Raw genomic sequence first — 12,425 nt, forward strand, 5'->3', positions numbered from 1 at the left:
ATGGCGAAGAAGGCTCTGATCGCTAAGGCTGCTCGCAAGCCCAAGTTCGGTGTGCGTGGCTACACCCGCTGCCAGCGCTGCGGCCGTCCGCACTCCGTGTACCGCAAGTTCGGCCTGTGCCGCGTGTGCCTTCGTGAGATGGCTCACCGTGGCGAGCTGCCGGGCGTCACCAAGAGCTCCTGGTAACAACCCACTTGGGTTGAATCAGGACTCTCGGTAAGCATCTGGGTCGGCGGACCGCCCAGCCCGCATGCCTTAGGCTTGTGGGGTTGGGCGTCTGCCGCCCGTACGACTTACTACGCCGTAGGTCCACCGCGCCGCACCCGTCCCGTCTCGGATCGGGGAGAGGGATGGCGCACCAGGAAACCCCGGCGAGAGAGGCCGAAGGCCAATTCATGACCATGACTGATCCGATCGCAGACATGCTTACGCGTCTGCGGAACGCGAACTCGGCATACCACGACTCCGTGACGATGCCGGCGTCCAAGATCAAGTCGCACATCGCGGAGATCCTCCAGCAGGAGGGCTTCATCACGGGCTGGAAGGTCGAGGACGCCGAGGTCGGCAAGAGCCTCGTCCTGGAGCTGAAGTTCGGCCCCAACCGTGAGCGCTCCATCGCGGGCATCAAGCGGATCTCCAAGCCCGGTCTCCGGGTGTACGCGAAGTCCACCAACCTGCCCAAGGTGCTCGGCGGCCTCGGCGTGGCGATCATCTCCACGTCCCACGGGCTCCTCACCGACAAGCAGGCCGGCAAGAAGGGCGTAGGCGGAGAAGTTCTCGCCTACGTCTGGTAACGGAAGGGAACGGAGGAAACAGCTATGTCGCGTATTGGCAAGCTCCCCATCACGGTTCCCGCCGGCGTGGACGTCACCATCGACGGCCGTACGGTCTCGGTCAAGGGCCCCAAGGGCACGCTGACCCACACCGTCGTCGCGCCGATCGACATCGTCAAGGCCGAGGACGGCACCCTCCAGGTGACCCGTCCCAACGACGAGCGTCAGAACAAGGCCCTGCACGGCCTGTCCCGCACGCTGGTGGCGAACATGATCACCGGCGTGACCCAGGGTTACGTGAAGAAGCTCGAGATCAGCGGTGTCGGTTACCGCGTTACGGCCAAGGGCTCGAACCTCGAGTTCGCGCTCGGCTACAGCCACCCGATCACCGTCGAGGCCCCCGAGGGCATCACCTTCAAGGTGGAGGCCCCCACCCGGTTCTCGGTCGAGGGCATCGACAAGCAGAAGGTCGGCGAGGTTGCGGCCAACATCCGCAAGCTGCGCAAGCCTGACCCGTACAAGGCCAAGGGCGTCAAGTACGAGGGCGAAGTCATCCGCCGCAAGGTCGGAAAGGCGGGTAAGTAAGCCATGGCATACGGGCAGAAGATCCTCAAGGGCGACGCCTACAAGCGCGCCGCGATCAAGCGCCGTCACATCCGGATCCGCAAGCGGATCGCCGGTACGGCGGAGCGTCCCCGTCTGGTCGTGACCCGCTCCAACCGCCACATCGTGGCGCAGGTGATCGACGATCTGAAGGGCCACACCCTGGCTTCCGCGTCCACGCTGGACGTGTCGGTCCGTGGTGGCGAGGGCGACAAGTCCGCGCAGGCCAAGCAGGTCGGCGCCCTGGTCGCCGAGCGTGCCAAGGCCGCCGGTGTCGAGGCTGTCGTGTTCGACCGTGGTGGCAACCAGTACGCCGGGCGCATCGCCGCCCTGGCGGACGCCGCCCGCGAAGCCGGGCTCAAGTTCTGAGCCGCTGTAGCTAGCGGAAAGAGAGAGGTAATCCAATGGCTGGACCCCAGCGCCGCGGTGGCGGTGCCGGTGGCGGCGAGCGGCGGGACCGGAAGGGCCGTGACGGCGGCGCAGCTGCCGCCGAGAAGACCGCGTACGTTGAGCGCGTTGTCGCGATCAACCGTGTCGCCAAGGTTGTGAAGGGTGGTCGTCGCTTCAGCTTCACCGCGCTGGTCGTGGTGGGCGACGGTGACGGCACCGTGGGTGTCGGATACGGCAAGGCCAAGGAGGTGCCGGCCGCCATCGCCAAGGGCGTTGAGGAGGCCAAGAAGCACTTCTTCAAGGTCCCCCGCATCCAGGGCACCATCCCGCACCCCATCCAGGGTGAGAAGGCTGCCGGCGTCGTGCTGCTCAAGCCCGCGTCCCCCGGTACCGGTGTTATCGCCGGTGGTCCGGTGCGCGCCGTGCTCGAGTGCGCCGGTATCCACGACGTGCTGTCGAAGTCGCTCGGCTCCGACAACGCCATCAACATCGTGCACGCGACCGTGGAGGCCCTCAAGGGCCTGCAGCGTCCCGAGGAGATCGCGGCCCGCCGTGGTCTGCCGCTCGAGGACGTCGCCCCCGCGGCCCTGCTGCGTGCGCGTGCCGGGGCGGGTGCGTGATGGCACAGCTCAAGATCACGCAGGTCAAGTCCTACATCGGCAGCAAGCAGAACCACCGCGACACCCTGCGTTCGCTCGGGCTCAAGCGCCTGAACGACGTGGTCGTCAAGGAGGACCGCCCCGAGTTCCGCGGCATGGTGCACACCGTCCGCCACCTCGTGACGGTCGAGGAGGTCGACTGATCATGGCGGAGCAGAACCCGCTCAAGATTCACAACCTCCGTCCCGCCCCGGGCGCCAAGACCGCCAAGACCCGTGTGGGTCGTGGTGAGGCGTCGAAGGGTAAGACGGCCGGTCGTGGTACCAAGGGCACGAAGGCCCGCTACCAGGTTCCGGAGCGCTTCGAGGGTGGCCAGATGCCGCTCCACATGCGCCTCCCGAAGCTGAAGGGCTTCAAGAACCCGTTCAAGACCGAGTTCCAGGTCGTGAACCTCGACAAGCTGGCCGCGCTCTACCCCGAGGGTGGCGAGGTCACCGTCGAGGGTCTCGTGGCCAAGGGTGCCGTTCGCAAGAACAGCCTCGTCAAGGTCCTGGGCCAGGGCGAGATCTCCGTGGCGCTGCAGGTGACGGTCGACGCCGTCTCCGGCTCCGCCAAGGAGAAGATCACCGCCGCCGGCGGTACCGTCACCGAGCTCGTCTGAGCCTTTCAGGCGTCTCGATGACTTGAACGATCCCGACCGGGGATACCCCACAAAATGGGGTATCCCCGGTCGGTCGTTCCAAGGGGGGCGGTGTCGCCGGTAAGGTGGCCTGCACTGCCAACTTTCACGGAGTGCCGCGGTACGGGCACTCAAGACGGCAGTCGAGCGTTATGCATGTCGTTGTTCAGTCGGATTCTCAAGACCACCACCCTTGACGCAATGGCGCGGGGGTCGCAGGAGGCACCGTGCTCACCGCGTTCGCCCGGGCGTTCAGGACGCCCGACCTGCGCAAGAAGCTGCTCTTCACGCTGGCCATCATCGTGGTGTACCGGGTCGGTACGCACATCCCGATCCCGGGCGTCGACTACAAGAACGTCCAGACTTGCATGGACGTGGCCAGCGCCAACCGCGGCCTGTTCAGCCTGATCAACATGTTCAGCGGCGGCGCGCTGCTGCAGATCACGCTTTTCGCGCTCGGCATCATGCCGTACATCACGGCGAGCATCATCCTTCAGCTGCTCACCGTCGTGATCCCGCGTCTGGAAGCCCTCAAGAAGGAGGGCTCGGCCGGTACGACGAAGATCACCCAGTACACCCGCTACCTGACGGTGGCGCTCGCGATCCTCCAGGGAACCGGTCTGGTCGCCACCGCCCGCAGTGGTGCCCTCTTCCAGGGCTGCCCGGTGGCCTCGCAGATCGTCCCGGACCAGTCGATCTTCACCACGATCACCATGGTCATCGTGATGACGGCCGGCACCTGTGTCGTGATGTGGCTCGGTGAGCTCATCACCGACCGCGGCATCGGCAACGGCATGTCGATCCTGATGTTCATCTCGATCGCCGCCACCTTCCCGAGCGCGCTGTGGACGATCAAGCTCCAGGGCAAGCTGGCCGACGGCTGGATCGAGTTCGGCACGGTGATCCTCGTCGGTCTCGTCATGGTCGGTCTGGTCGTGTTCGTCGAGCAGGCCCAGCGGCGGATCCCGGTGCAGTACGCGAAGCGCATGATCGGCCGCCGGTCCTACGGCGGTACGTCGACGTACATCCCGCTGAAGGTCAACCAGGCGGGTGTCATCCCTGTGATCTTCGCCTCGTCGCTGCTGTACATCCCGAGCCTGGTCGCCCAGTTCTCGGGCGGCAACTCCGGCTGGAAGACCTGGGTCCAGACCAACCTGACCAAGGGTGACCACCCGATCTATGTCACCGCCTACTTCCTCCTGATCGTTTTCTTCGCGTTCTTCTACGTGGCGATCTCCTTCAACCCCGAGGAAGTCGCGGACAACATGAAGAAGTATGGTGGCTTCATCCCGGGCATCCGGGCTGGTCGGCCGACCGCTGAGTACCTGTCCTACGTACTCAACCGGATCACCTGGCCTGGCTCGCTGTATCTGGGCCTGATCGCTCTCGTACCGACAGTGGCGTTGGTTGGCTTTGGGGCGAGTGGAAACTTCCCGTTCGGTGGCACCAGCATCCTCATCATCGTGGGTGTGGGCCTGGAGACGGTGAAGCAGATCGAGAGCCAGCTCCAGCAGCGCAACTACGAAGGGTTCCTCCGCTGATGCGAATCGTCCTCGTCGGGCCGCCTGGCGCCGGGAAGGGAACGCAGGCCGCGTTCCTCGCCAAGAACCTGTCGATTCCGCACATCTCCACGGGCGACCTGTTCCGCGCCAACATCAGCCAGCAGACGGAGCTCGGCAAGCTCGCGAAGTCCTACATGGACCGTGGCGAGCTCGTGCCGGACGAGGTCACCATCGCCATGGCCAAGGACCGCATGGAGCAGCCCGACGCACGGGGCGGCTTCCTGCTGGACGGCTTCCCGAGGAACGTGTCGCAGGCCGAGGCGCTGGACGACATGCTCAAGGGCGAGAGCATGAAGCTGGACGCGGTGCTCGACCTGGAGGTCCCCGAGGACGAGGTCGTCAAGCGCATCGCGGGCCGCCGGATCTGCCGCAACGACTCGGCGCACGTCTTCCACGTCTCGTACAAGGCGCCGAAGCAGGACGGGGTCTGCGACGTCTGCGGCGGCGAGCTGTACCAGCGCGACGACGACTCCGAGGACACCGTCCGTACGCGTCTCGAGGTCTACCACACGCAGACCGAGCCGATCATCGACTACTACAAGGCGCAGGGCCTGGTGGTCACGATCTCGGCGCTCGGCAAGGTGGAAGAGGTCACCGAGCGCGCGATGGAGGCGCTCCGCCAGAAGCCCGGCGACAAGTAGTCGCCGCCGGCATCACCGCCGTTCCCGGCCGCGGCTCCCGTGCGGAGCCGCGGCCGAGTCGTGAGCGGCGACGGGCTGGTCCTCGAGAAGGCTCTCCGGACACGCCCGTATCGTTGAAGACGTCCGTACGCTCCGAAGGTCCAGAAAGGCCGCAGCCGTCATGGTGCAGATCAAGACGCCCGAGCAGATCGCCAAGATGCGTGAGGCGGGGCTGGTCGTCGCCGCCATCCATGCGGCCACCCGTGAGGCCGCCGTGCCCGGGGCCACCACCAAGGACCTGGACCAGGTCGCGCGCAAGGTGCTCGCCGAGCACAACGCCAAGCCGAACTTCCTCGGCTACGGCGGATTCCCGGCGACGATCTGCACCTCCGTGAACGAGGTCGTCGTCCACGGCATCCCGTCCGACGACGTCGTCCTCAAGGACGGGGACATCATCTCCATCGACTGCGGCGCCATCATCGACGGCTGGCACGGGGACGCTGCCTACACCGCGTTCGTGGGCTCCGGTCACGCCCCGGAGCTGATCGAGCTGTCCCGCGTGACCGAGGAGTCCATGTGGGCCGGGATCGCGGCGATGAAGCAGGGCAACCGGCTCGTCGACGTCTCCCGGTCGATCGAGACGTACATCCGCCGCCAGCCCAAGCCGGGCGGCGGAAAGTACGGGATCATCGAGGACTACGGCGGCCACGGCATCGGCACCGAGATGCACATGGACCCGCATCTGCTGAACTACGTGGAGCGCCGCCGGGGCAAGGGCCCCAAGCTGGTGCCCGGCTTCTGCCTGGCCATCGAACCGATGGTGTCCCTGGGCACGCCGAAGACCGAGGTCCTGTCCGACGACTGGACCGTGATCACCACGGACGGCACCTGGTCCTCGCACTGGGAGCACTCCGTCGCCCTGACCGAACAGGGTCCGCTGGTGCTGACCGCCCCTGACGGAGGCAAGGCCAAGCTCGCCGAGTACGGCATCACGGCCGCCCCGGACCCGCTGGCGGGCTGAACCCGCCCGTTCTCCTCGCATGATGATCTTCGGACTGGGGCAGACTCCCCCGATTCGTCTTTCTGGTACGCCTGACGTAGACTGACTCGTCGTCTCTCGTGTATCCGCATGTCCGCATGCGGGCAGCAGAGCCGATCAAGGTAGTCGATTCGAAGGGCGAAGCGTGGCCAAGAAGCAAGGTGCCATCGAGATCGAGGGCACTGTCGTCGAGTCTCTTCCGAACGCCATGTTCAGGGTCGAGCTCCAGAACGGCCACCAGGTCCTGGCACACATCAGCGGCAAGATGCGTATGCACTACATCCGCATCCTCCCTGACGACCGGGTCGTGGTGGAGCTGTCTCCGTACGACCTGACGCGTGGCCGGATCGTCTACCGCTACAAGTAGATCTTGCCCGCACCCCGCTTTCACGGGGTGTGCATCCCGCTTCTGCGGGGTGGTGGCACTGACCCGGAGAACCTCAATCCCATGAAGGTCAAGCCGAGCGTCAAGAAGATCTGCGACAAGTGCAGGGTGATCCGCCGTCACGGTCGGGTCATGGTCATCTGCGAGAACCCGCGCCACAAGCAGCGCCAGGGCTGACGCAGTACCACACCCTCTGCATCCGCAGAGATTCGCGCGACGCGAGCTGAATTTGTTCATACGCAGGACCCGGACCTGAGCGATCAGGCCCGACACCCCCGGTTCGGAGGCCGGGGACCCAGTTCGTACCTGGTACGGCGGCTGGGATCCGGTTCTGCGGAAGACCTCCGACAATCAACTGGAGCCATTGAATGGCACGCGTTTCCGGTGTTGACATCCCGCGCGAAAAGCGCGTGGAGGTCGCCCTCACCTACGTGTTCGGCATCGGCCGGACCCTTTCGCAGGAGACGCTGGCTGCGACCGGCGTCGACCCGAACACCCGCGTCCGTGACCTGACCGAAGAGCAGCTGGTCGCGATCCGCGAGTACGTCGACAACAACATCAAGACCGAGGGTGACCTCCGTCGCGAGATCCAGGCCGACATCCGCCGCAAGGTCGAGATCGGCTGCTACCAGGGTCTGCGGCACCGCCGCGGTCTGCCCGTCCGCGGTCAGCGCACCAGCACCAACGCCCGCACCCGCAAGGGCCCGCGTCGCGCCATCGCCGGCAAGAAGAAGCCGGGCAAGAAGTAGTCCGCAGCGGACACCTGTCCACGGTCTTCGCTGTAGGACCGACCACCTCCCGTAGGAGTTAGTAGATGCCCCCCAAGGGACGTCAGGGCGCTGCCAAGAAGGTGCGCCGCAAGGAAAAGAAGAACGTCGCTCACGGCCACGCGCACATCAAGAGCACGTTCAACAACACGATCGTCTCGATCACGGACCCGTCCGGCAACGTGATCTCCTGGGCCTCCGCCGGCCACGTCGGCTTCAAGGGCTCCCGGAAGTCCACGCCGTTCGCCGCGCAGATGGCCGCCGAATCGGCTGCCCGCCGCGCCCAGGAGCACGGCATGCGCAAGGTCGACGTGTTCGTCAAGGGCCCGGGTTCCGGTCGTGAGACCGCGATCCGCTCCCTGCAGGCCACGGGCCTCGAGGTCGGCTCCATCCAGGACGTCACCCCGACCCCGCACAACGGCTGCCGTCCGCCGAAGCGCCGCCGCGTCTGAGGCACGGCTCGCGCCTGCGGTTCCGGGCGGTACTGCCCCGCGAGGGGTCGTACCGCCCGTACCCTTGCTGTATCCGCACTTCTCAGGGTGCGGCTTGGTCGGGCGTCATATAGCGGGCGCCCACGACTGAAGGATCTGATCAACACATGCTGATCGCTCAGCGTCCCTCGTTGACCGAAGAGGTCGTCGACGAGTTCCGCTCCCGGTTCGTGATCGAGCCGCTGGAGCCGGGCTTCGGCTACACCCTCGGCAACTCCCTCCGCCGTACCCTCCTGTCGTCGATCCCCGGCGCTGCTGTCACCAGCATCCGCATCGACGGCGTCCTGCACGAGTTCACCACCGTGCCGGGCGTCAAGGAGGACGTCACCGACCTGATCCTCAACATCAAGCAGCTGGTCGTCTCCTCGGAGCACGACGAGCCGGTCGTGATGTACCTGCGCAAGCAGGGCCCGGGTCTGGTCACCGCCGCCGACATCGCGCCCCCGGCCGGTGTCGAGGTGCACAACCCCGACCTCGTCCTCGCCTCGCTCAACGGCAAGGGCAAGCTGGAGATGGAGCTGACCGTCGAGCGCGGTCGCGGCTACGTCTCCGCCGTGCAGAACAAGCAGGTGGGCCAGGAGATCGGGCGCGTCCCGGTCGACTCGATCTACTCGCCGGTTCTGAAGGTCACCTACAAGGTCGAGGCGACCCGTGTCGAGCAGCGCACCGACTTCGACAAGCTGATCGTCGACGTCGAGACCAAGCAGGCCATGCGTCCGCGTGACGCCATGGCGTCGGCCGGTAAGACCCTGGTCGAGCTGTTCGGTCTGGCGCGCGAGCTCAACATCGACGCCGAGGGCATCGACATGGGCCCGTCCCCGACGGACGCCGCCCTCGCCGCCGACCTGGCGCTGCCGATCGAGGAGCTGGAGCTCACGGTCCGCTCCTACAACTGCCTCAAGCGTGAGGGCATCCACTCCGTGGGTGAGCTCGTGGCGCGCTCCGAGGCCGACCTGCTGGACATCCGCAACTTCGGTGCGAAGTCCATCGACGAGGTCAAGGCGAAGCTGGCCGGCATGGGCCTGGCCCTCAAGGACAGCCCGCCCGGATTCGACCCGACCGCTGCGGCCGACGCCTTCGGCGCGGACGACGACGCGGACGCCGGGTTCGTGGAGACCGAGCAGTACTGAGCGCTCCGCGAGGAGGCCGGTTCTGCGGCTGCGGGTCCAGCTGCGGCTGATCGCGCAGTTCCCGCGCCCCTGTGAAGGGGCGCGGGACCACTCCGGTGCTCGAAAGAGCCGCCGGATCTCCGACAGGCGACCGCCTGCTCGGATACTGACCTCGGTACCTGACACGGCCGGGGCAGACACCTAGGAGAAACACCATGCCGAGGCCCACCAAGGGTGCCCGTATGGGCGGCAGCGCCGCGCACGAGAAGATCCTCCTCGCGAACCTCGCGAAGGCGCTCTTCGAGCACGGCCGCATCACCACCACCGAGGCGAAGGCCCGCCGCCTGCGCCCGTACGCCGAGCGTCTGATCACCAAGGCGAAGAAGGGTGACCTTCACAACCGCCGCCAGGTGCTCCAGACCATCACGGACAAGAGCATCGTCCACACGCTCTTCACCGAGATCGGCCCGCGCTACGAGAACCGTCCGGGCGGTTACACCCGGATCACCAAGATCGGTCCCCGCCGTGGCGACAACGCGCCCATGGCTGTGATCGAGCTGGTCGAGGCGCTCACGGTGCAGCAGAAGGCTGTCGGCGAGGCCGAGGCGGCGACGAAGCGCGCCGTCAAGGAGGCCGAGACCAAGGTCGAGGACACCAAGGTCGAGGACGCGGCTCCGGCCGCGGACGAGGCCGCCGAGGAGTCCAAGGACGCCTGAGGTCCACCCTCGCACTGAGCGGGTCCGCCCTTCGCGGGGCGGGCCCGCTTTCGCGTACCTGAGAGGATCGAGAAGTGAGCGACGAAGTACAGCCCGGGCACGTCCGTGTCCGCCTCGACCTCTCCTACGACGGCACCGACTTCCACGGCTGGGCCAAGCAGGCCGGCGGCAGACGGACCGTGCAGGGAGAGATCGAGGACGCGCTGCGGACGGTGACGCGGTCCGGCTCGGCGTACGAGCTGACCGTGGCCGGGCGCACCGACGCCGGGGTGCACGCCCGGGGCCAGGTGGCCCATGTCGATCTGCCCCTGGAGGTCTGGGGAGAGCACCGCGGGAAGCTGCTGAAACGGCTCGCGGGGCGGCTTCCCAAGGATGTGCGGGTCTGGGCCCTGCGGGAGGCTCCCAGCGGCTTCAACGCCCGTTTCTCGGCCGTCTGGCGGCGGTACGCCTACCGGGTCACCGACAACCCGGGCGGAGTCGATCCCCTGCTGCGGGGGCATGTGCTGTGGCACGACTGGCCGCTCGACGTGGACGTCATGAACGAGGCCGCGGGCCGGCTTCTCGGGGAGCACGACTTCGCCGCCTACTGCAAGCGGCGTGAGGGGGCCACCACGATCCGTACGCTCCAGGAGCTGAGCCTGGTGCGCGGCGAGGACGGCATCATCACGGCGACGGTGCGTGCGGACGCCTTCTGCCACAACATGGTGCGGTCACTGATCGGCGCGCTGCTGTTCGTCGGGGACGGGCACCGGGGTCCCGACTGGCCCGGGAAGGTGCTGGCGGCCGGTGTGCGCGACTCGGCCGTCCACGTCATACGGCCGCACGGGCTCACGCTGGAGGAGGTGGGCTACCCCGCCGACGAGCTGCTCGCGGCCCGGAACAAGGAGGCCCGCAACAAGCGGACCCTGCCGGGGGCGGGCTGCTGCTGAGCCCCCGGCAGGGGGCGAGTCCGGTGTCCGGGCGTGATGTCCGTCACTGGCCCGAGGCCGCGGACGCCTGTACCTCGCCGCGGCGGCGGATCTGGTGGAACGCGAACGCGGCGAGGTCGTCACCGGCCGTGAAGACCTTCGCGTCCTTGACCGTGACGTTCTTGCCGTCGGTGAAGCCGCCGAGCGTGAAATAGGCGTAGCGGCCGTAGGAATTGGTGGTGGAGCGGCAGATCGTCGTACGGCAGAACGCGGGCACGCCGCCACCGGTCAGCGAGGTGATGATGCTCTTGCTGTCCGCTTCCTGCTTCGCCTTCGTCGCCTCGGCCGTCGTGTCGAAGAGGGCCACACCGATGGTGACCGCGACGCCGTCCTTGGTGTAGGTGGCGCGGATCATCCGGGTGCAGCCGTTCTTCGTGAGTACGGCGGGCAGCGTGGCCTGCGCGGCGGTCGCGCACTTCGTGGTGTCCGCCGTGGGGCCCTTCTTGTAGACGTTCGCGCCCACGGTCAGCTGGGTGCCGGGGAACAGCGTGTCCGCGCTGATCGGGGCCTTGTCCTTCTTCACGCTGGAGATGAAGTCCATCGGGTCCAGCGGGGGAGGGGCGGAGGTAGGTGCGAACGACGGGGCGGCAGGTGCGCTCGCGCTCGGGATGTTCGCGGTACTGGGCAGCGCGCTGGCCGGCTGGTTCGAGGCGCTGCTGTGGCCGCCCGCGGACACGACGGCCACCGCCACGGCGGTGCCCACGGCGACCGTGGCCAGGGCGCCGCCGAAAATCAGCAGCAGCCGACGGCGTTTGTTGCGCGCCTCGGAGGCCTCGGCGAGCGCTGCCCAGTCAGGAGTGCCGTCGCGGCTGGTGCGCTGCGGTTGCTGGGACGTCGGTTTCCAGGGATCCCATGAGGGCTCCCCCTGCCCATAGCTCATGCGGCGCATCTTAGACGTGCCACGGACGGTGCAACCCGCCCTCCGGCGACCGTTGCGGTAGACAAGACCTCGGGGGCAGGGCACCATCCCGCCCTTTGTCTCCCAGTCCAGGCAAAACCCGCCTGGGCGGAGATCGGGGACGCCGCCGCCCGGACGGCGGCGTCCGTCGTTTTGACCCGTGTGGACGCCCCCGTTATCCTGGTCGTTCGTTATGTGTATTGGCTTGCTCATTCTCACGTGAGAGGCCCTTACACCGGTCCACCGGGCCGATGACCAGCGACCAGCACGCGGTTTGCGTCACCGCGGTGCGGTCAGGGCTGTCGTGATCGTCTTCGGTGACCTTGTCAGGATCCTCACTGAAGAAGCGAAGGCTACGAACCGTGCGTACGTACAGCCCCAAGCCCGGCGATGTGACGCGCCAGTGGCACGTCATCGACGCTCAGGACGTTGTCCTGGGTCGTCTCGCCACCACCGCCGCCAGCATTCTGCGCGGCAAGCACAAGCCGATCTACGCGCCCCACGTTGACACCGGTGACTTCGTCATCATCATCAACGCGGACAAGGTGCACCTGTCCGGCAACAAGCGGACCCAGAAGATGGCGTACCGCCACTCCGGCTACCCGGGTGGTCTGCGCTCCGTCCGCTACGACGACCTGCTGGCGAACAACCCGGAGAAGGCCGTCGAGAAGGCCGTCAAGGGCATGCTCCCCAAGAACTCCCTCGGCCGTCAGATGCTCTCGAAGCTGAAGGTCTACAAGGGTGACCAGCACCCGCACGCTGCCCAGCAGCCGGTGCCGTTCGAGATCACCCAGGTCGCGCAGTAATTCCGGCCACCCCCTAAAGC

General features: G+C 67.0%; 19 protein-coding genes. 18 read left to right on the plus strand and 1 reads right to left on the minus strand.

Going from position 1 to position 12,425, the window contains the following annotated elements:
* The 17 genes from ABZ845_RS04620 to truA all read left to right on the plus strand — a co-directional run bounded on the left by ABZ845_RS04620 (nt 1) and on the right by truA (nt 10,662).
* Nucleotides 1-186, plus strand: a complete 186-nt coding sequence (locus tag ABZ845_RS04620) for a type Z 30S ribosomal protein S14 (protein WP_003948630.1) — start codon at nt 1-3, stop codon at nt 184-186.
* A 209-nt stretch (nt 187-395) separates the two neighbouring features.
* Nucleotides 396-794: a 30S ribosomal protein S8 gene (rpsH, locus tag ABZ845_RS04625; RefSeq protein WP_131564570.1), complete on the plus strand. Its 399-nt coding sequence runs from the start codon at nt 396-398 to the stop codon at nt 792-794.
* Between the two features lie 24 nt (nt 795-818).
* On the plus strand, nt 819-1,358 hold the full coding sequence (gene rplF, locus ABZ845_RS04630) for a 50S ribosomal protein L6 (RefSeq protein WP_360972892.1): 540 nt from the start codon (nt 819-821) through the stop codon (nt 1,356-1,358).
* Nucleotides 1,359-1,361: 3 nt separating this feature from the next.
* The gene (gene rplR / locus ABZ845_RS04635; RefSeq protein WP_066995715.1) at nt 1,362-1,745 is read left to right on the plus strand and encodes a 50S ribosomal protein L18; all 384 of its coding nucleotides are present in this window, start codon (nt 1,362-1,364) and stop codon (nt 1,743-1,745) included.
* Between the two features lie 35 nt (nt 1,746-1,780).
* On the plus strand, nt 1,781-2,386 hold the full coding sequence (gene rpsE / locus ABZ845_RS04640; RefSeq protein WP_009190144.1) for a 30S ribosomal protein S5: 606 nt from the start codon (nt 1,781-1,783) through the stop codon (nt 2,384-2,386).
* A complete protein-coding gene (gene rpmD / locus ABZ845_RS04645; RefSeq protein ID WP_037747988.1) occupies nt 2,386-2,568 on the plus strand; it encodes a 50S ribosomal protein L30 in 183 nt (60 codons plus the stop codon). The genes rpsE and rpmD overlap by 1 nt, the downstream gene beginning before the upstream one ends.
* 2 nt (nt 2,569-2,570) lie before the next feature.
* Entirely contained in the window at nt 2,571-3,026 is a 456-nt protein-coding gene (rplO, locus tag ABZ845_RS04650) for a 50S ribosomal protein L15 (RefSeq protein WP_023547373.1), read from the plus strand.
* 245 nt (nt 3,027-3,271) lie between these two features.
* The gene (gene secY / locus ABZ845_RS04655) at nt 3,272-4,585 is read left to right on the plus strand and encodes a preprotein translocase subunit SecY (RefSeq protein WP_360972894.1); all 1,314 of its coding nucleotides are present in this window, start codon (nt 3,272-3,274) and stop codon (nt 4,583-4,585) included.
* Complete coding sequence (locus ABZ845_RS04660; RefSeq protein WP_360972896.1) at nt 4,585-5,247, plus strand: adenylate kinase; 663 nt, start codon at nt 4,585-4,587, stop codon at nt 5,245-5,247. Before secY ends, ABZ845_RS04660 begins: the two co-directional genes overlap by 1 nt.
* 160 nt (nt 5,248-5,407) lie before the next feature.
* Complete coding sequence (map, locus tag ABZ845_RS04665; RefSeq protein ID WP_360972898.1) at nt 5,408-6,247, plus strand: type I methionyl aminopeptidase; 840 nt, start codon at nt 5,408-5,410, stop codon at nt 6,245-6,247.
* A 163-nt stretch (nt 6,248-6,410) separates the two neighbouring features.
* Nucleotides 6,411-6,632, plus strand: coding sequence for a translation initiation factor IF-1 (gene infA, locus ABZ845_RS04670; protein ID WP_004927214.1), 222 nt, complete (start codon nt 6,411-6,413; stop codon nt 6,630-6,632).
* 81 nt (nt 6,633-6,713) lie between these two features.
* The gene (gene rpmJ / locus ABZ845_RS04675) at nt 6,714-6,827 is read left to right on the plus strand and encodes a 50S ribosomal protein L36 (protein WP_003998809.1); all 114 of its coding nucleotides are present in this window, start codon (nt 6,714-6,716) and stop codon (nt 6,825-6,827) included.
* Between the two features lie 191 nt (nt 6,828-7,018).
* On the plus strand, nt 7,019-7,399 hold the full coding sequence (rpsM, locus tag ABZ845_RS04680; RefSeq protein ID WP_116148529.1) for a 30S ribosomal protein S13: 381 nt from the start codon (nt 7,019-7,021) through the stop codon (nt 7,397-7,399).
* A gap of 65 nt (nt 7,400-7,464) precedes the next feature.
* Entirely contained in the window at nt 7,465-7,869 is a 405-nt protein-coding gene (gene rpsK / locus ABZ845_RS04685; protein ID WP_003956432.1) for a 30S ribosomal protein S11, read from the plus strand.
* A gap of 146 nt (nt 7,870-8,015) precedes the next feature.
* Nucleotides 8,016-9,038 (plus strand): DNA-directed RNA polymerase subunit alpha, encoded by a 1,023-nt coding sequence (locus ABZ845_RS04690; protein WP_360972901.1) that lies wholly within the window; start codon nt 8,016-8,018, stop codon nt 9,036-9,038.
* Between the two features lie 194 nt (nt 9,039-9,232).
* Nucleotides 9,233-9,733 (plus strand): 50S ribosomal protein L17, encoded by a 501-nt coding sequence (gene rplQ / locus ABZ845_RS04695; RefSeq protein ID WP_360972903.1) that lies wholly within the window; start codon nt 9,233-9,235, stop codon nt 9,731-9,733.
* Between the two features lie 74 nt (nt 9,734-9,807).
* Nucleotides 9,808-10,662 (plus strand): tRNA pseudouridine(38-40) synthase TruA, encoded by an 855-nt coding sequence (gene truA / locus ABZ845_RS04700; protein ID WP_360972905.1) that lies wholly within the window; start codon nt 9,808-9,810, stop codon nt 10,660-10,662.
* Nucleotides 10,663-10,705: 43 nt separating this feature from the next.
* Here the strand turns inward: truA and ABZ845_RS04705 are convergent, their stop codons facing one another.
* Nucleotides 10,706-11,581, minus strand: a complete 876-nt coding sequence (locus ABZ845_RS04705; RefSeq protein ID WP_360972907.1) for a hypothetical protein — start codon at nt 11,579-11,581, stop codon at nt 10,706-10,708.
* 380 nt (nt 11,582-11,961) lie between these two features.
* Between ABZ845_RS04705 and rplM the strand changes: the two genes are divergently transcribed.
* Complete coding sequence (rplM, locus tag ABZ845_RS04710; protein WP_360972909.1) at nt 11,962-12,405, plus strand: 50S ribosomal protein L13; 444 nt, start codon at nt 11,962-11,964, stop codon at nt 12,403-12,405.
* Nucleotides 12,406-12,425: the final 20 nt, after the last annotated feature.

The organism is Streptomyces sp. NPDC047022 (genome assembly GCF_040644155.1).
Taxonomy (GTDB): Bacteria; Actinomycetota; Actinomycetes; order Streptomycetales; family Streptomycetaceae; genus Streptomyces.